A 17,287-nucleotide genomic window follows, 5' to 3' on the forward strand; every position below is an offset into this window, starting at 1 on the left:
CGCGCGCACCCGGATCCGCGGCGCAGGCAACCTGAGGTCTGCGTGCGGGGTGTTACTGGGAGGAGCTCACGCGCGCCTGACCTGCGCGCGGCAGCGGAACGAAAAATCGGGGGAACTCAGGGTGCGCGCGATCACCAGCCCTTGTACACCCACCGCCGATCGAAGAGAGGCGGTACAGGACGTGGACCGGGAACGGGGGGACAGTCCGCGGGACTTCGAGACGTACGCCGCCGTGCGGTGGCCGCGGCTGCTGCGTACGGCGTATCTGCTGACGAACGGGGACCATCACGAGGCGGAGGACCTCGTCCAGGTGACGCTGGCGAAGGTGTATCTGCGCTGGCACCACATACGCACGCTGGACGCGCCCGATCAGTACGTGCGACGCGCGCTGATCAACAACAACACGACCCGGCAGCGCAAACGGCGGGTCGTGCAACTCCTCACCCCCCACCTGCCCGAGCAGCGCGGCCCGTCCGGATGCGAGAACTACGAGACCCGCTCGGAGCTGTTCGACGCGCTCGCCACGTTGCCGCCCCGTCAGCGAGCCATCGTCGTGCTCCGCTACTGGGAGTGCCTGAGCGAACAGCAGACGGCGGACCTCCTCGGCTGCTCCGTCGGCACCGTGAAGAGCCAGGCCAGCCGGGCGCTGAAGAAGCTGCGTTCGAGCGCGGTCCTGTCCGAGTACGCCGACACCATGACCCACGGGGAGTAGGGGAGTGTCAGACATGCAGGCCGACCTCTCGCCGCAGCCGCCACGGCCCGAGCTGTGGCGGGCGCTGGACGAGGCCGCCCGGGGCTGCGCCCCCACGGCGTTCCCGAAGGACCGTGTCGTACGCCGGGCCGCGGCCATCAGACGCCGCCGCAGGCTGGCGACCTTTTCGCTGGCCGCGCTGCTGCTGACCCCGGCGGCCGGCAAGCTGGCCCTCGACCAGGAGCCCGCGTCCTCCCACGCGGTCACCGGAGCCGACCGGCAGCGGTCCTCACGGCCCTCCGCCTCCCCCGGGACGGCCGACGTCCGGTCCCCGGTGCGCGTCGTACGGCCCGGAGAGCGGATCGATGTCGGACTCGGTGTCTGGTATCTGCTGAAGCAGCGGGAGTTCTGCCCGAAGCACCCGATCGAGAAGCGACCGAGCTGTGTGGGGCCACTGGACCAGGAGCAGCCGGGCACCGAACCCATGACCCTCAACTGGTACCCGTTCCCCAAGGGGGTGGTGACCGTGCTCGCCTACACCGGGAAGACGCCGGCCGCCCGCATCACGATGACGGACGACGGCCGCACCACCGTGCTCCCCATCGTGCGGCTGTCCGGAGAGCCCGCCTATGTGAGTTCCCACGCCGTCAGCTCCCCCGTCGAAGGGAGCTACGAGAACAGCGCCGAGGGCTCGAAGTCGTTGGGCCTGCCCGTCTTCCGCGTCTACGGGGCCGACGGCGAGGAACTGGCGGAAATCGGGGGATGACCGGCCACGGGCGTGTGCGCGGCTGCCGGTACATCCGGGCCGTGCCCTTAATGTCGACGGCATGACCGACAACCCCGTGCGTACCGTCACCGTCGAGCGAACCAGTACCGGCCACTTCACCGCGACCAACACCCGCGGCGGCACCGTCAGCTTCGGTACCGGTGCCGACGGCGACACCCAATTCACCCCCGTGGAACTGCTGCTGGCGGCGCTCGGCGGCTGTACGGCCGTGGACGTGGACATCGCGACCAGCCGTCACGCGGAGCCCGCCGAGTTCTCCGTGGCGGTCGCCGGCAACAAGGTCGGCGACGACCTCGGCAACCGGCTGACCGACCTCACGGTCACCTTCTCGGTCACGTTCCCGGACGGCGAGGGCGCCGACCGGGCGCGTGCGATTCTTCCCCGGGCGGTCAAGACGTCCCACGACCGGCTCTGCACGGTCAGCCGCACGGTGGAGATCGGTACGCCCGTGACGGCGACGGTCGAGGACGCCTGACCGCGCGTCGCGGCGCCCGAGTGCCGAGGGCCGCACCCCGGGTTCGGGGTGCGGCCCTCAACACGTGGGGTTACTCGCCCCAGCCACCGTAGGGAACGGTGATGAGTTCCATGGCGTGGCCCGACGGGTCCATGAAGTACACCCCGCGGCCACCGTCATGGTGGTTGATGGTTCCGGGCTGCTGCCGCATGGGGTCGGCGTAGTGCTCGATGCCGCGCTCGCGGATTTGCGCGTACGCCGCGTCGAACTCCTCCTCGGAGATCAGGAAGGCGTAGTGCTGGGGGGTGATCTTCTCCGCGGGGATCGTGGCGAAGTCGAGCGTGACGCCGTTGCTGAGGGCGATCGCGATGAACGGGCCCCACTCGGTGGTGATCTCAAGACCCAGCAGGCCGGCGAAGAACTCGGCCGACTCCCGGTTGTCCCGGGCGTGCACGATGGTGTGGTTCAACTGAACGGACAAGGAATGCCTCCGAAGGCATCTCCCGACACCTCCATGCCTCACCCAGCCGGTGACCGACACGCGATGTCGCCGATCATCCTAGCCAACATCCCGCCGCCGGTCCGAACATCGTACGGCGGGCTACTCCACGAGTTCCCAGTCCTGTGAACCGTCCGACGCGGCGCTTTGCAGGGTGAGCGGGGCGTCGGCGGAGGCTCCGGTCAGATACAGGCTCGGGTTCTTGACCGACTGGAGTCTGTAGAAACCGTCGGCGGTCCTGACGAGGTTCCAGCTGCCGGTGGAGCTGTTGTCGACCCACTGGCCGATCCGCTGTCCGGCGGTGGCGTTGCCCGTCCAGATCGCCGCCGCACGGCCCCCCGCCTTGTTCAGCAGACTGACGCCGCCGTTCGGCTCGGTCACCGTGTGCCAGAACTGGGTGTCCGGATCGCCGGCGGAGCCGGCGTCCTCCAGACGGACGTCGGGCACGTCCCCGTTCCCGAGATTGGCGTCGTTGGTCTTGTTGCCGGTGCCGATCACCTGGTCGGTCCTGCGGTTCACCAACTGGAAGTAGGCGCCCGCGGAGTGCCCGAGGTCGACTTCCGCGAAGGCGATGGTCGACGTGCCCTGGTTGTTGAGGATCGCGACCCGGCCCGTGCCGTCCACGTACTGGAGATCGCGGCTGTAGCCCGCCTGGGACGTGGTCTGGTACTCCTTCCAGACGCCGTCGCCGCGACCGCCGTCGTTGACCCAGACGCTGCCGCTTCCGGCCGCGTTGTAGACCAGGCGCCCGCCGGGCAGCCGGACGAGGACCGGGCTGCCGCCGGTGGCGAGGGGACGGCTGCCGGGGTCGACCGGCAGCGAGGTGACGGCGTCGCCCGTGGGGGAGCCGGTGAAGAACGTCAACGGGTCGGCGGCGAGCCGGTACCGGGTGTTGGCGCCACCGCCCCAGTACTCGTACGTCAGCAGCCACTTGCCGTCCGTCGTCCGTACGACGTTCGCCATCCCCGGCCGCCCGCCGCCGATCTCCTTCTTGCCGCCACCCATGTCCTGGGTGAGCCCGGCGATGTCGACGACGGGGCTGCTCCACTGGGCGCTGCGGCCGTCCCAGGTCTTGTGGGCGAGGATCTGGCCGTGCGAGTCGGGGGCGGTGTCGTTGGCGGGGTCCAGGGTGGGGACGCCGGTGACCGGGTCGAAGCCGGTGTAGTCGTTCTCGTCGGAGTAGTAGCAGACCAACTTGCCCTTGTGGACCATCAGATACGGCTCCCAAACCGGGTCCACCTGCCTGGTCGTGTTCGCCGTCGCGACGTTCTGTCCGATCGCGCCCGCGCTGCCGCCCTGCCAGCCGCCCGTGGCGATGACGTTGACGACGTTCCAGGTCGCGCCGCTGTCGGTGCTGGAGTACAGGGCGATCGCCAGGTCGCTGCGGTCGCCGTCGTTGGACGGGGTCCAGTTCGGGTCGGCGGCCTTGTGCTCCTTGTAGTAGGCGTCGTCACCGGAGACGACGCTCGCGAGGAGCAGGGTGCCCTGTCTCAGGTTCCCGACGTCCTGCGGGAGCGCATAGAGGTAGGGGTTGGTCCAATTGCTCGTGTACTTGGCGTACTTGGGGTCACTGGAGAGGTACGCCGGCGCCTTCACCTCGGACAGCGGCTGCCAGGACGTGCCGTGGTCGTCGGTCTTGTAGACGGGCAGGGTCTGCCGGTCGGCGGAGCCGGTCGCCGACACGACCGTCGACTTCTCGAACGAGGCGACGAGGCGCCCGCCCGGCAGTTGCGCCGACTTCGGGTAGACGGCGCAGTTGCCCCGCCCCTTCAGACACGGTTCGCTGCCGAGCTGGTACAGGACGCCGCCCGTCGGGTTGTACGCGTGGGCACTGGCCATGGGTATCGCCAGCAGCGCCGACGCGGCCAGGACGGTGCCGAGTGCCTGGACCGGACGTCTTCTGTGCATGTTTCTCCTCCTTGAGGGCCGTGCGGGGGTGGTCAGGCGACCAGGACGCGTACGTCCCACGGGCCGAGGTCCAGCGCGGTCCCGGCGGGGACGGTCGCGCCGGTCAGGACGTCGGTGAGGTCCGACGGGGCCGGCACGGCGACCGGTTGCCAGCTCCAGTTGTGGACGACGTGGACGCGTCGGCCGTCGGTGGCCGTGGCGGTGGTCGCGGTGACGGAGTCGGGGAGGTCACGCCAGGCTCCGGGCGCCGCCGGTGCCAGCCAGGCGGCCAGTTCCCGGGCGAAGGCGCGGCCGGGGGCGGTGCCGACGCAGGTGATACGGCCCGCGCCGTGGCGTCGGGTGGTGGCCGCGGGCCAGCGGCCGAAGTGAGGGTGGTCGTAGGCGGCGAGGACGTCGGCGTCGGCGACGGTCAGACCGTCCGCCCAGCGGGTCGCCGTGGCGTCGGCGGACAGATGCAGGGGGCTGTCGGGTGCGGGGCGCACCGGGATGCCCTGGGTGAGGTTGCTGAACTCGTCGTAGGACACGCCCGCGGCCTCGGCGAGACGTCCCGGGGCGCGTTCGGCGCGGGCGCGGGCCTCGTGGTCGGCGTAGCCGGTGCGGGGGCCGAGGACGAGGTGGCCACCGGCGTGGGCATAGGCGGCGAGCCAGTCGAGGGTGGAGTCGGCGGCGAGGTACAGGGCCGGGACGACGAGCACGGGATGGCGGAGCACGGCGTCCTCGGGGCTCAGGCCCTCCCGTTCTCCTTCCGGGTCGTGGAGTTGGCGGGCGTGGACGATGCGCACCTGGCGTCCGGCCTCGAACGCGCCGCGGTAGAACGGGTCGAAGAAGCGGTGATAGGCCGCCGGGTCCGGGGTGCCGTCCGGCTGGGCCAGCGGCGGGTACTTCTGCATCAGCCACTTGCTGGGCGTCGAGTACACCATCGTGATGTCCGCGTCCGGCTCCAGCCCGGCGACGAGCGGTCCTGCGGTCTCGAACTCGGCGCCCAGACGGGCCAGTTCGGCGTACGTCCGCCCCGGCTGGCCGGTGTGCGGGAGGATGCCGCCCCAGTAGGTCTCGGCGCCGAAGTGCAGCGTGTGCCAGTGCCAGTACTCGATCATGCGGGCGCCGCGGGCGACCAGTGCCCAGGCCGCCTGACGCCACTGTCCGTCGTAGCCGGGGCGGTTGTCCCACGGGAAGCCGATGGAGCCGGCGTTGGTCTCGGTGACCAGGAACGGCTCCTGGCGGGAGGAGAACATCCAGTCGGCGGTCTGGTACAGCGCCCACACGCCGGTGGTCTTCCAGATCTGCTCGTGCGAGTCCGGCGTGGGATCGGGCAGGCGCAGGCCGTCCTGCATGTCGTAGTACGGGTTGCCGGAGGCGATGTCGAGGCGGTCGGTGAGTTCGTCGTCCGCCACGCCGGGGCGGGTGTAGGAGATGCAGGTGGTGACGAACTGCTCGGGGGAGGCGTACTCGCGGACGATGTCGGCCTGCCAGCCGATGAACTCGGTGACCTGCTGGGCCTGGAACTCCCGCCAGGCGACGTCGTACTGGGGCTGCTGGTTGTCGTCCGGCCTCCAGAGGTCGGCCCAGGTGGACAGGCGGTGGGACCAGTAGACCAGGCCCCACTCACGGTTGAGGGTCTCGACGTCGCCGTACTTGTCGCGCAGATGGTCGACGAAGCGCTGGAAGACGCCGTGGTTGTGGAAGAGGTGGAGGCCGGGCTCGTTGTCGACCTGGAAGCCGATGACCGCCGGGTGGTCGGCGTACCGGGCGACGATCTCGCGGATGACCCGCTCGGCGTGGAACCGGAACGCCGGGTGGGTGAAGTCGGCCTCCTGCCGCCCGCCCCAGCCGAACCGCTCGCCGGTCCGGCCCTCGCCGGTGATCTCCGGGTACTGGCGGGCCAGCCACGGCGGCACCGCGTAGGTCGGGGTGCCGAGGACGACGGAGATGCCGCGCTCGTGGGCGCCGTCCAGCACCGGTCGCAGCCAGTCGAGTTCGAAGCGGCCGTTCGCGGGCTCCCAGGTCGACCACACCGACTCGCCGACCCGGATCACGCTGACATGGGCGTCGGCCATCAGGTCCAGGTCGGTCTTGAGGCGTTCGGCGGGGTGGGGGTGGGGCTGGTACTCGTGGTAGTACGCGGCGCCGAACAGGACGCGGGCAGGCAGAGCCGCCATGAAGGAGACCTCCGAAGGGTGGTTGAGGGTTACTGCTTGACGCCGCCGGCGGCCAGGCCGCTCTGCCAGTAGCGCTGGAGCATCAGGAAGGCCACGACGAGCGGCACGATGGAGAGCAGTGAGCCGGTCACGACGAGCGCGAGCATGTCGCTGCTGGCACCGGCCCCGCCGTTCTGGGCCTGCGCGGCCCAGGAGGCCAGGCCGACCGTGATCGGGTACAGATTCGGGTCGTTGAGCATGATCAGCGGCAGGAAGTAGTTGTTCCAGGTCGCCACGAGCGTGAACAGCAGGACCGTGACCAAGCCGGGGCCCAGCAGCCGCAGGGCGATCCGGAAGAAGATGCGGGCCTCGCCGGCGCCGTCGATGCGGGCGGCCTCCAGGAGGCTGTCGGGGACGGCGTCGGCCGCGTAGATGCGCATCAGATAGAGGCCGAACGGGTTGACCAGGGACGGCAGGATGATCGCCCACGGGGTGTTGACCAGGCCGGCCTTCGCGAAGAGCAGATAGGTCGGGATCGCCAGGGCCGTGGTCGGCACCATGACGGCGCCGAGGACCAGGTTGAAGGCGAGCCGGTCGCCACGGAAGCGGAACTTGGCGAACCCGTAGCCGCCCGCCGCCGCGAGGAGCGCGGCCCCGAGAGCGCTGACGACGGCGTACAGGGCCGTGTTGAGCAGCCAGTGCACGAAGACGCCGTCGTCCTGGGTGAACGTGGCGTTGATGTTGGTCAGCAGTTGCGGGGCGTGGGAGAACCACAGGCCGAAGCTGTTGAACAGGTCCTGCGTGCTCTTGGTCGAGGCGATGAGCAGCCAGCACAGGGGGAGCAGGAAGTAGCCGAGCGCGGCCAGCATGGCGATGGTCAGCGGGGTGCTGCGGCGGGAGCGGCGCCGTGTCCTGCGGGGGGTGGGCTCGGGTGCAGTGGCCTTGGGGGCGGCGGTGGCCGTGGGGGTCGTGGTCGTCACGGGGTCCTCCTGCGGTTCGCGGTGAGCAGGACGGCGTAGGAGGCGATCACGATGACGAGACCGAGGAGGAAGGAGACCGTGGCCGCGTAGTTGACCTGCTGGCCGGTGAAGGCAAGGGAGTAGGCGTAGAGGTTGGCGGTGTAGGAGCTGCTGATGACGTCCGGGGCGATCTTCATCAGCAGGTTGGGTTCATTGAACAGCTGGAAGCTGCCGATGACGGAGAAGAGCAGGGTGAGCAGCAGGGCGGGCTTGAGCGCGGGGAGTTTGACGGACCAGGCGATCCGCCAGGCACCCGCTCCGTCCATCGCGGCCGCCTCGTACAGCTCCTGCGGGATCGTGCGCAGGGCGGCGTACAGGATGATCATGTTGTAGCCGACGAACTCCCAGGTCACGATGTTGGCGAGACTGCCCAGCATCCAGCCCTCACTGAGGAAGTCCGGTGCGGGCAGCCCGAGGTCGTGGCTCAGCTGGGCGAACGGGCCGAAGTCCGGCCCGTACAGATAGCCCCATATGAGTGCGGCGACCACGCTGGGCACCGCGTACGGGACGAAGATGCCGAGCCGGATCACGCGGGCCAGGCGCAGCAGACCGCTGTCGAGGGCGAGCGCGAACAGCAGCGCCAGCAGCAGCATCAACGGCACCTGGATGACGAAGAACAACGCCACCCGGCCCACACCGTGCAGGAGTTGGGGATCGCCCAGGGCCTGGGTGTAGTTGTCGAGGCCGACGAAGACGTTGCCGCCGATGAGCCGGTTCTGGAACAGGCTGAGGTAGGCGGCATAGCCGAGCGGCGCGAGGAAGAGCAGCAGGAACAGCGTCAGGAACGGGGCGACGAACAGCGGCCCCGCCATCCGGCGGCGGCGAACGGCGGTCATCTCAGCTCCCCTTGACGGTGAAGCCCTGGTTCTTGGCGTACGTCGTCAGCCGCGACTGCCAGCTGCCGAGCGCGCGGACGGTGTCGGTGTGGTCGGCGAGGGACTTGCCGACGGTCTCGGTCCAGTCGGTCGCGGCCTGGTCGAGGAACGGGGGCCACTGGAAGGAGGAGTTGACGGTGGAACTGACGTCGGCGAAGACCTGGTTGACCTTCTGGCCGCCGTAGAAGGAGGGCGTGTCCCCGACGAACTCGGTGTCCGTGAGAAGGGCCTTGGTGGCGGGGAAGAAGAACTGCTCGGTGGCGAACATCTTCGCGCTGGCCGGGTCGCTGTTGAGGAACTGCGCGAACATGGCCGCGGCGATGGGGTTCTTGGTGGAGCGGATGACCGCGGTGGTGGAACCGCCCCAGTTGCCCGAGCTCGGCTTGGCGGTGTCCCACTGCGGCAGCGGGGCCGCCCGCCATTTGCCGGCCGTTGCCTTGGCGGAGCCGGACAGGAACACCGGGCCCCAGGCGGCGGTGATCCAGGTGGCGTACTTGCCCTTGTTGAGGGCGGCATACCAGGAGTCGGTGAAGTCGGGTTCGACGCCGATGACCCCCTCCTTCGCGAGTCCGCCCCAGTAGGCGCCGAGCTTCTGGGAGACGGCGTCGTCGACGCTGATGGTGATGTCGCTCTTGCCGGAGGTCGCGTAGGGCTTGGCGCCCGCCTGCCAGAGCAGGCCGTGCCAGGCGGCGACCTGGTTGGCGGCGAGGTTGGTGAGGTAGACGTCCGGGTCGGCCTTGTGGAGCCTCCGGGCGGCGGCCGCGAACTCGTCCCAGGTGGTGGGTACATCGATGCCGTGCCGGTCGAAGATGTCCTTGCGGTACAGCATGCCCATCGGGCCGGTGTCCTGCGGTATCGCCCAGATCTCTCCGTCCGACCCGCTGACCTGACCCCAGGTCCAGTCCACGAACGTCGACTTGAGTGCGGAGGCGCCGTACGGGCGCAGATCCAGCAGGCTGTTGGTGATCGTGAAGGTGGGGATGGCCTGGTACTCGATCTGGACCATGTCCGGGGCGCCGCTGCCGGCCTTGAGGGCCGTGCGCAACTTCGTGTACTGGGGCGTGCCTTGACCGGCGTTGACGACCTTGACCTTGACGGCCGGGTACTTCTTCTCGAACAGCGCGACCTCCTTGGCGATGTTCGGGACCCACGTCCAGAACGTCAGCTCGGTCGGCGTCGTCATCGCCTTGTCGATGTCGGCCTGGCCGACCGGCTTGGCGGCGGCGGAGGAACCGCCCGAGTCGCCGCCGCCGCACGCGGTCAGGGCGGCGCCGAGCGACAGGGCGCCCGTGGTGCTGAGGAACAGCCGACGGCTCATCGGCGAAGGGGTGGACGCAGAAGCGAAGTTGGGCATGGTGAACTCCCGCCGGAGGCGAAGGTGGCGGCACGCCTGGCGAGGGCGTGCGGGCATGGTGAGGTGGAAGAAGAGGGCGCAGGGCTCGGCCGGGGCGCGGAGGCCGGAACGGGGCCGGGCGGTGCGTACGGAGTCAGGGGAGGCCGGCGCGTGCGTCGCGTACCGCGGAAGTCGCTGTCGCGGCCGGGTGGGGCGGGTCGCGGAAGGTCGGGGAAGACCTGGCGGTGCGGCCCGTCGTGTTCAGGTGCGGCTCGGGGTGGTCCGGGGCGTGGTCCCGACGGTGCGGCGGGGCGCCCGGGCCGGGGTGCCGGATGTCAGCCGGCGGTCACTGTTGGCTGGCCCGGCCTCCCTTCGCGGGCGGTGCGCTCGACGCCCGCACGACGAGGTCGACCGGTGGGTCTGCGGCCGGCATCGGTGTCGTGTCCGGGTTCTCGATGGCGTACACCAGACGCTTGAGCCCTTCCTGGGCCACGGCGTCGAAGGGCTGGCGCACCGTGGTCAGGGGAGGGGTGACATAGGCGGCGAGGGGGATGTCGTCGAAGCCGACGACGGCGACGTCCTGCGGCACCCGCCGCCCGGCCTCCGTCAACGCCCGGACGAGACCGATCGCCATGTCGTCGTTGGCGGCGAAGACGGCGGTGACCTCCGGGTCCCGGGCCAGCTCCCGGCCCGCCGCGTGTCCCGACGCGGCCGACCAGTCGCCCTCGCTGACCGGCGGCACGGTCCGGCCGTGCGCGGTCAGCGCCGCCCGCCATCCCTCCAGGCGGTCGCGGGCGGCGTACCACCGCTGCGGCCCGGCGAGGTGATGGACCGTCATGTGCCCGAGTTCCAGGAGGTGTTCGGTGGCGGCCCGGGCCATCGGTCCGGCGCCGCCCCCCGCGGTCAGCACCATGGGCGCGGTCACCGGCGAGGGCGCGCCCAGCACGAGGACGGGTACGTCGACGCGAAGGGGGGTCTCTCCCTGGTGGCCGTCCTCCTCGATGGGTTCGGAGATGACGATGCCGTCCACGCCCTGGTCCAGGAGCGAGCCGACGGCGCCGGCGACGCCCGCCGGATCGCCCTCCATCGTGTTGACCACACGCAGCGCGTACCCCATGTCCCGTACGGCCCGCTCGACGCCCATGAGGAGTGAGGCGGGGCCGTAGAGGGCCGTGCCCAGGGTGACCACGCCGATCGAACGGGTGCGCCCTGAGGCCAGTGCCCGAGCGGCGTTGTTGCGCCGGTATCCGAGCTGTTCGGCGGCGTCCAGGACGCGTCGGCGTACATCGGCGGAGACGTACGGCTCGTCGTTGAAGACCCGGGAGACCGTCTTCTGCGAGACCCCGGCGAGCCGGGCCACGTCCACGCCGCTCGGCGCCGCGGAGTTACCGCCGCGCTTCGTCCCTGGCGTCATGGTGTGTCTCCCGTCGACCGGTTGATCGCATCCGACTGTCGGCAGGCATCCTTCCAATGACTGCGCAGTCATGTCTACGCGGACATGTCTACGCAGTCATACGGGGCGCGTCAAGAGTTCCGGACGGATGAAGTCGACGGCCGGCCCCGCAGGGCTCGCCGGGGCCGGCCGGTGCGAGGGGGGTGCGTCAGGTCAGGTCAGGACCAGCCAGCGGCGACCGTCGATGAGTTCGCGTGCCGCGTCGAGATGTCCGGCGTGGCACGCGGTCTCGGCGATGACGTGCAGCAGGACGTCCCGCAGGCTGTGCAGATGAGGCTCGCCGAACAGATCGTGGGGCCACCACGCCAGGGAGGCGTCGGCAGGGGTGGACGCGATGACGGCGTCGGCGCGTTCCGCTTCCCGCCGGTAGCCGTCGAGCACCTCCGCGGCCGGCACGTCCGGAGCCACCGTCCAGGCCTCGTCGCCGCTCGGCAGGCCCAGGATCACCTGCGCGTCCCCCGCGACGACGGCCCGGAACCAGAAGCGCTCGACATCGAGCGCGAGGTGCTGGACCAGTCCGAGGCAGTGCCATCCCGACGGCAGCACGGGACGTCGTAGCGCCTGCGCGTCCAACCCGTCGAGGATGCCGAGCACATGGCGGCGCTGGGAGTGCAACACCCCGAGGAGCGCGGTGACTTCACCGTCCCGCGGTAATGATCCGTTCATGACCCTCTCTGTTCCCCCGGAGTCCGTACGGGCGTCGGCGGCGCTGGTCACTTGCGCCAGAACAGGTGGTGGGTCACGCCGCTCGAGCTGGGCACGACCTCCAGATGGAACCGGTCCCGGAGGTCGTCGGGCGAGTCCCACAGGCGCAGTCCGGACCCGAACTTCACCGGGGCGACCGCCACATGCAGGGTGTCGACGAGGTCGGCGTCCAGGAACTGGCGGACGGTGGTCACCCCACCGCCGAGCCGCACGTCCTTGCCCCGCGCCGCCTGCCGCGCCTGCTCCAGGACGGTGGCCGGATCGCCGTCGACGAAGTGGAACGTGGTGTCGGAGAGGGTGATCGACGGGCGCGGGTGGTGGGTCATCACGAACACCGGGGTGCGGAAGGGGGGTTCGTCGCCCCACCAGCCCTGCCACTCGTGGTCCTGCCAGGGGCCGCGCTGGGGACCGAACTTGTTGCGGCCCATGATCTCGGCGCCGATGTTGTGCGTGAAGTCCCGGGTGAAGTAGTCGTCCAGGCCGCGGCTGCCGCCGGGATCGGTGCGGTTGGGCCAGCTCGCCGTCGCCCCGGCCCACGAGAACAGCCGCTGGGCGCCGTCGAGACCGAACGGGTTCTCCAGGGTCTGGTCCTCGCCGGCGGCGACGCCGTCGCTGGAGACGTTGAAGTTCTGGACGCGCAGGAGCTGGGCCACGGGTACCTCCGGTGGTGTCGACAACAGTGGTGAGACTCTCCCGGTCCGGAAAACTCATCGCACCCGAGTCGGCGAGGGCTCACGTCTCCTGCGCGGGTCCGTGCTCCTGCTCCTGCCGGGCCACCGCCGCCGCGTGCTCCAGGGCGTGGTCGATGAACCGGCGGGAGTTGGCCGGCAGGGTGCGGGACGACAGCCAGGCGATGCCGATGTCCCGGCTGGCCTCCACGTCGGTGACCTGGAGATACGTGGGGGCGCGACGGGAGGGCGGCGGGGCGGCCGAGTGAGGGCGGGGGAGGAGCGAGACGCCCAGGCCCGCCGCGACCAGGCCCCGCAGAGTCGCCACCTCGTCCCCCTCGAAGCCGGCCCGCGGAGTGTACCCGACCTTCCGGCACAGGGCTTCGGTGACGGCACGCAGACCCTGCTCATGGCGCAGCATGATGAACGGTTCATCGGCGACCTCGGACAGCCGGGCCCGGCGGCGCTGGGCCAGCCGATGCCCCGGTGGCACGGCCAGCCACAGCGGCTCGACCAGCAGGCGCCGCCAGGTGACCAGGGCATGGCCGGGGTCCTCGGCGGTGAGGAGCAGGTCGGCCGTGCCGTCCAGCAGGGCCTGGAGGAGGACGGCCTCGCCGCCCTGGCGCAGTTCGAACCGGGCGAGGGGGAACCGCTCCCGGTAGCCGGTGATCAGCGGCGGCAGCAGCCAGGTGCCCAGCGAGTGCAGGAACGCGAGCGGGATCAGGCCCGACTCCGGGGACACCGTCTCCCGCACCGCCCGCAGACCGTGGTCGATCCGGTCCAGCGCCGCGTCGACGTGCTCCTTGAAGACCTGGCCCGCCGGCGTCAGCCGCAGCACGCGGCCCACCTGCTGGAACAGCTCGGCCCCCACCTCGCGCTCCAGCCGTCGCAGGGCGCGGGAGAGGGCGGGCTGGGTCAGATGCGCCTCCGCGGCGGCGTGCGTCACGGTCGCCCCCTCGGCCACGGCCCGGAACGACCTCAATACCTGCACGTCCATGAAAACCATGCTACTGACGCATGAGTTTCCGCCCATCCAGGCATTGGACGCATCGAATCCGGCAAAGCGACGATGAAAGCCGCACCCCACTCCCCTGGAGACCGACGATGAACACTCGGTGGAACCCCGAGACCCGAGGCTTCGAGACATCGGCCCGTGGCCGCGCCGTCCTCGCCGACCCCCGCCTGAACCGCGGTACGGCCTTCACCGCACCCGAACGACGCGCCCTCGGCCTCGACGGACTCATCCCGCCCCGCGCGCTGACCCTGGACCAGCAGACCGACCGCGCCTACGGGCAGTACACCGCGCAGACCAGCGACCTGGCCAAGCACGTGTACCTGACCGCACTGCACGACCGCAACGAGGTCCTGTTCTACCGGCTGGTGAGCGACCACCTCTCCGAGATGCTGCCCATCGTGTACACACCGACCGTCGGCACCGCCATCGAGCGCTACAGCAACGAGTACCGGCGCCCGCGCGGCATCTACCTCTCGGTCGACGCCCCCGAGGACATCGAAACCGCCCTGCGCGCCTCCGGCCTCACCGCCGCGGACGTCGACCTGGTCGTGGCGACGGACGGCGAGGCCATCCTCGGCATCGGCGACTGGGGCGTGGGCGGCATCGACATCTCGGTGGGCAAGCTCGCCGTCTACACGGCCGCCGCCGGCATCGACCCGGCCCGCACCCTCGCCGTCGTCCTCGACGTCGGCACCAACCGCGAGCAACTCCTCGACGACCCGCTCTACCTCGGCAACCGCCACCCCCGCGTGGACACGGCGACATACGACGCGTTCATCGACGCCTACGTCACCACCGCCGGCCGCCTCTTCCCCGACGCGCTGCTGCACTTCGAGGACTTCGGACCGGCCAACGCCCGCCGCATCCTCGACCGTTACCGCCATGAGCGGTTCGTCTTCAACGACGACATCCAGGGCACCGGCGCGGTCAACCTCGCCGCCGTCCTGTCCGGCGTCCGGGCCAGCGGACTGCCGCTGCGCGAGCACCGCGTCGTGGTCCTCGGCGCGGGCACGGCCGGCATCGGGGTCGCCGACCAGCTCCGCGACGCCCTGGCCGGGGACGGCCTCACCCACGAGGAGGCCACCGGCCGGTTCTGGGCCGTGGACCGCTACGGGCTCCTCACCGAGGACCAGGACGGCCTGCGCGACTTCCAGCTCCCCTACGCCCGCCCCGCCGCCGAGGTCTCGGACTGGCGGCGCGACGACAAGCTCGGCGGCATCCCTCTGGAGGAAGTGGTCCGCAGGGTCCGCCCCACCGTGCTCATCGGCACCTCGGGCCAGGGCGGCGCCTTCACCGAGAGCGTCGTCCGCGCCATGGCCGCGCACACCGACCGCCCGATCATCCTGCCGATGTCCAACCCGACCCGGCTCGCCGAAGCCGTCCCCGCCGAACTGCTGGACTGGACCGACGGCCGCGCCCTGGTCGCCACCGGCAGCCCCTTCGAACCGGTCACCCGGGACGGCGTCACCCACCGCATCGGCCAGGCGAACAACGCGCTGGTCTTCCCCGGCCTGGGCCTGGGCGCTGTCGTCGCCCGCGCCACCCGCGTCACCGACGGCATGCTCTCCGCCGCGGCCCACGCCGTCGCGGCCCAGGTCGACCCGACCGCCCCGGGGGCGCCCATCCTGCCGCTCACCGGCGAACTGCGCCGCACCTCCACCGCCGTGGCCGTCGCCGTGGCCCGCGCGGCGGCCGAGGACGGAGTCGCCCGCACGACCGTCGACGACACCATCGAGGAACGGGTCCGCGAAGCCATGTGGGAACCCGTGTACCGACCCGTGACCGCGGTCTGACGGCCAGGCCCGGGGCCGACCGGCTCCTACGCGCCTGCCTCGTCCGCGGTGTGCAGCTGGTACACGTTGAACGCCCGCCGGATGACCGGCTGGGCGACATTGCGGACGCGTACGCCCCCGGCCGTCGTCCCGTGCTCGGTACCCATGTGGGCGTGGCCGTGGACGGCGAGGTCGGCGCCGCCGGTGTCGATCGCCTCGGCCAGGAAATAGCTGCCGAGGAACGGGTAGATCTCCAGGGGTTCACCGGCGAGAGTGTCGGCCACGGGGGAGAAGTGGGTGAGCGCGACCCGCGCCTCGCAGCCCCGCTCCCGCAGCTCGTCGAGTGATTCCCGCAGCCCCTCGGCGCAGCGCCGGGAGTAGCGGACGAACTCCTTCATCAAGGGCTCCCCGAACTCGCCCGCGCTGCGCCCCACGAACCCGCCACCGAACCCCTTGGTCCCGGCGACGCCGACACGTGTCCCCGCGCAGTCCAGGATCGTCGCCTGTCCCTCGAGGACGGTCACGTCGGCGTCCTGGAGGATCTCGGTGACCTTCTCGGGCTGTTCGTCGTGGTGGTCGTGGTTGCCGAGCACGGCCACGACCGGCACCCCCAGCCCCCGTACCTCCCGTGCCACCACACCGGCCTCCTCCGGTGTGCCGTGCCGGGTGAGGTCCCCGGCGAGCAGCAGCAGGTCGGCACAGTCGGGCAGCGTGTCGAACGCGGGCCGCAGCAGCCCCTGGCTGTCGGCACCCATGTGGATGTCGCCCACGGCGGCGACGCGGATCACGGCAACTCCTCGGCATGGTCGGGCGAGGTGTTCTCGACGACGACGACATCGCTGTGCACGGCGAGGTCGGCCAGTTCCTGCCGGGCGGTGTGCAGCAAAACGTCCCGGCACCGGGCCGAGGGGACCGTGCCGGTGAGCAGCACCATCCGGCCCCGCACTTCCACGCGGACGCCCAGTTCACCCAGTTCCCCGGCGGCCAGGCGCTCGCGGAGGTGGGCGACGCGGTACTCGACGTTCCCGGCGGGGTCGGTCATCGGGGCACCTCTTCGCGCTGCTGGGGTGGGATGACGTCCAGCCGCTCCAGGAAGTAGAGGAAGGTGTCGGGCATCGGGGAGCCCGCGCAGGTGCGGCGTACGCCGTCCCAGTCGATCTTCTCGCGCAGGGTCCGGGCGATCGGCAGCACAGCGCCGAAGTCGCAGTGGTGCTCGGAGAAGGCCGCCATCAGGCTGCGGATGAGGTCGGTCGGAGCCAGGACCGGCATGTGCACCGACTCCACGGGCAGTTCCTCGGCCCGGGCGAGCAGCTCTGTCGTGACCGGCTGGTGGGCCAGTTCGAAGATGAGGTCGACCTGCTGTCCGAGGCAGGTGGCCTTGAGCAGCCAGTCCTCGGGCGGCCTGCGCACCGGCAGTCCCGCCGCGCGCAGGGCCTGCGCCACCGCCTCGGCGTCCTCGGGCCGGATGCAGAAGTCGACGTCGTGCTGGAGGTTCTGCACGCCGCCGTGCGCGTACACGGCGACGCTGCCGGCCAGGGCGAACGGATATCCCGCCTGTTTGAGCAGCGCCCCGGTCCGTTTCGCGGCCCGCAGGATCGCCTGGTTGCGGTCGAGCGGAAGCTCCTCGACGCCCGCGTCGTTCGCGAGGGCGTCGTGCGCGGGCGCACGGCCCCGGAGGGCGGTCTCCGGTTCCCCCGGTGCGAGGTGCAGTTCGGCCACGTCGGTGCGCCGGCCGGACGGGTCGTCGCCGTGCTGCGTCATCGCTGCCCCTTCCTGTCCGGGCGAGGCGTTCCGAGTACCCGCCGCACGGCCCCCGACACGGGCTACGCGATCAGGCCCACGGCCACTCCCGACCAGCCCGCCCCCTGGTCCGAGTCCTGTTGCCCCGCCGCGGCTCAGGGCCGGGGCTGGCCATGCCTCACGCTCCTGCGACCCCTCCGTCCCCGCCCGCGCCGGACCCCTCGTGGCGG

17 protein-coding genes are annotated in these 17,287 nt (G+C 71.0%); 4 read left to right on the plus strand and 13 right to left on the minus strand.

From position 1 onward, the window contains the following. Positions 1-181 precede the first annotated feature (181 nt). The 3 genes from OG866_RS41165 (at position 182) to OG866_RS41175 (ending at position 1,953) form a co-directional block, all read left to right on the plus strand. Positions 182-712 (plus strand): SigE family RNA polymerase sigma factor, encoded by a 531-nt coding sequence (locus OG866_RS41165; protein ID WP_329342788.1) that lies wholly within the window; start codon positions 182-184, stop codon positions 710-712. Positions 713-716: 4 nt separating this feature from the next. Further along, positions 717-1,457 carry a hypothetical protein gene (locus OG866_RS41170; RefSeq protein WP_329342789.1) on the plus strand — a complete coding sequence of 247 codons (741 nt, stop codon included), beginning with the start codon at positions 717-719 and terminating at the stop codon, positions 1,455-1,457. A 61-nt stretch (positions 1,458-1,518) separates the two neighbouring features. Continuing rightward, entirely contained in the window at positions 1,519-1,953 is a 435-nt protein-coding gene (locus OG866_RS41175; RefSeq protein ID WP_329342791.1) for an OsmC family protein, read from the plus strand. 70 nt (positions 1,954-2,023) lie between these two features. On the opposite strand, the gene OG866_RS41180 is transcribed toward OG866_RS41175, so the two are convergent. The 10 genes from OG866_RS41180 to OG866_RS41225 all read right to left on the minus strand — a co-directional run bounded on the left by OG866_RS41180 (position 2,024) and on the right by OG866_RS41225 (position 13,527). Continuing rightward, a complete protein-coding gene (locus tag OG866_RS41180) occupies positions 2,024-2,413 on the minus strand; it encodes a VOC family protein (RefSeq protein ID WP_329342793.1) in 390 nt (129 codons plus the stop codon). 120 nt (positions 2,414-2,533) lie between these two features. After that, entirely contained in the window at positions 2,534-4,339 is a 1,806-nt protein-coding gene (locus OG866_RS41185; protein ID WP_329342795.1) for an RICIN domain-containing protein, read from the minus strand. A gap of 32 nt (positions 4,340-4,371) precedes the next feature. Then, complete coding sequence (locus OG866_RS41190) at positions 4,372-6,498, minus strand: beta-galactosidase (RefSeq protein ID WP_329342797.1); 2,127 nt, start codon at positions 6,496-6,498, stop codon at positions 4,372-4,374. Between the two features lie 29 nt (positions 6,499-6,527). Further along, positions 6,528-7,457, minus strand: coding sequence for a carbohydrate ABC transporter permease (locus OG866_RS41195; protein WP_329342799.1), 930 nt, complete (start codon positions 7,455-7,457; stop codon positions 6,528-6,530). Beyond that, a complete protein-coding gene (locus OG866_RS41200; protein WP_329342800.1) occupies positions 7,454-8,332 on the minus strand; it encodes a carbohydrate ABC transporter permease in 879 nt (292 codons plus the stop codon). Before OG866_RS41200 ends, OG866_RS41195 begins: the two co-directional genes overlap by 4 nt. 1 nt (position 8,333) lies before the next feature. Then, positions 8,334-9,725: an ABC transporter substrate-binding protein gene (locus OG866_RS41205; protein ID WP_329342802.1), complete on the minus strand. Its 1,392-nt coding sequence runs from the start codon at positions 9,723-9,725 to the stop codon at positions 8,334-8,336. A 325-nt stretch (positions 9,726-10,050) separates the two neighbouring features. Further along, positions 10,051-11,118, minus strand: a complete 1,068-nt coding sequence (locus OG866_RS41210) for a LacI family DNA-binding transcriptional regulator (protein WP_443063618.1) — start codon at positions 11,116-11,118, stop codon at positions 10,051-10,053. Positions 11,119-11,310: 192 nt separating this feature from the next. Next, complete coding sequence (locus tag OG866_RS41215; RefSeq protein ID WP_329342803.1) at positions 11,311-11,823, minus strand: DinB family protein; 513 nt, start codon at positions 11,821-11,823, stop codon at positions 11,311-11,313. Between the two features lie 47 nt (positions 11,824-11,870). Continuing rightward, entirely contained in the window at positions 11,871-12,515 is a 645-nt protein-coding gene (locus OG866_RS41220) for a dihydrofolate reductase family protein (RefSeq protein WP_329342804.1), read from the minus strand. Between the two features lie 79 nt (positions 12,516-12,594). Further along, complete coding sequence (locus OG866_RS41225) at positions 12,595-13,527, minus strand: LysR substrate-binding domain-containing protein (RefSeq protein ID WP_329342805.1); 933 nt, start codon at positions 13,525-13,527, stop codon at positions 12,595-12,597. Positions 13,528-13,634: 107 nt separating this feature from the next. On the opposite strand from OG866_RS41225, the gene OG866_RS41230 reads away from it, so the two are divergent. Further along, a complete protein-coding gene (locus OG866_RS41230; RefSeq protein WP_329342807.1) occupies positions 13,635-15,338 on the plus strand; it encodes an NAD-dependent malic enzyme in 1,704 nt (567 codons plus the stop codon). Positions 15,339-15,364: 26 nt separating this feature from the next. Here OG866_RS41230 and OG866_RS41235 read toward each other — a convergent pair whose 3' ends face one another. From OG866_RS41235 to OG866_RS41245, 3 genes are read right to left on the minus strand one after another with little or no spacing between them, the layout of a single operon-like run. Then, complete coding sequence (locus tag OG866_RS41235) at positions 15,365-16,105, minus strand: metallophosphoesterase family protein (protein WP_329342809.1); 741 nt, start codon at positions 16,103-16,105, stop codon at positions 15,365-15,367. After that, entirely contained in the window at positions 16,102-16,359 is a 258-nt protein-coding gene (locus OG866_RS41240; RefSeq protein ID WP_329342811.1) for a BON domain-containing protein, read from the minus strand. The genes OG866_RS41235 and OG866_RS41240 overlap by 4 nt, the downstream gene beginning before the upstream one ends. Next, on the minus strand, positions 16,356-17,078 hold the full coding sequence (locus OG866_RS41245) for a nucleotidyltransferase family protein (RefSeq protein ID WP_329342812.1): 723 nt from the start codon (positions 17,076-17,078) through the stop codon (positions 16,356-16,358). The genes OG866_RS41240 and OG866_RS41245 overlap by 4 nt, the downstream gene beginning before the upstream one ends. Between the last annotated feature and the right edge of the window lie 209 nt (positions 17,079-17,287).

The sequence above is a fragment of the Streptomyces sp. NBC_00663 genome, from assembly GCF_036226885.1.
In the GTDB taxonomy this organism is placed as follows: domain Bacteria; phylum Actinomycetota; class Actinomycetes; order Streptomycetales; family Streptomycetaceae; genus Streptomyces.

Coding starts and splice junctions, on each gene's coding strand:
- OG866_RS41230 (WP_329342807.1), top strand. CDS start 13,635: ATGAACACTCGGTGGAACCCCGAGACCCGAGGCTTCGAGACATCGGCC.
- OG866_RS41175 (WP_329342791.1), top strand. CDS start 1,519: ATGACCGACAACCCCGTGCGTACCGTCACCGTCGAGCGAACCAGTACC.
- OG866_RS41245 (WP_329342812.1), bottom strand. CDS start 17,078: ATGACGCAGCACGGCGACGACCCGTCCGGCCGGCGCACCGACGTGGCC.
- OG866_RS41205 (WP_329342802.1), bottom strand. CDS start 9,725: ATGCCCAACTTCGCTTCTGCGTCCACCCCTTCGCCGATGAGCCGTCGG.
- OG866_RS41190 (WP_329342797.1), bottom strand. CDS start 6,498: ATGGCGGCTCTGCCTGCCCGCGTCCTGTTCGGCGCCGCGTACTACCAC.
- OG866_RS41210 (WP_443063618.1), bottom strand. CDS start 11,118: ATGACGCCAGGGACGAAGCGCGGCGGTAACTCCGCGGCGCCGAGCGGC.
- OG866_RS41225 (WP_329342805.1), bottom strand. CDS start 13,527: ATGGACGTGCAGGTATTGAGGTCGTTCCGGGCCGTGGCCGAGGGGGCG.
- OG866_RS41240 (WP_329342811.1), bottom strand. CDS start 16,359: ATGACCGACCCCGCCGGGAACGTCGAGTACCGCGTCGCCCACCTCCGC.
- OG866_RS41185 (WP_329342795.1), bottom strand. CDS start 4,339: ATGCACAGAAGACGTCCGGTCCAGGCACTCGGCACCGTCCTGGCCGCG.
- OG866_RS41200 (WP_329342800.1), bottom strand. CDS start 8,332: ATGACCGCCGTTCGCCGCCGCCGGATGGCGGGGCCGCTGTTCGTCGCC.
- OG866_RS41215 (WP_329342803.1), bottom strand. CDS start 11,823: ATGAACGGATCATTACCGCGGGACGGTGAAGTCACCGCGCTCCTCGGG.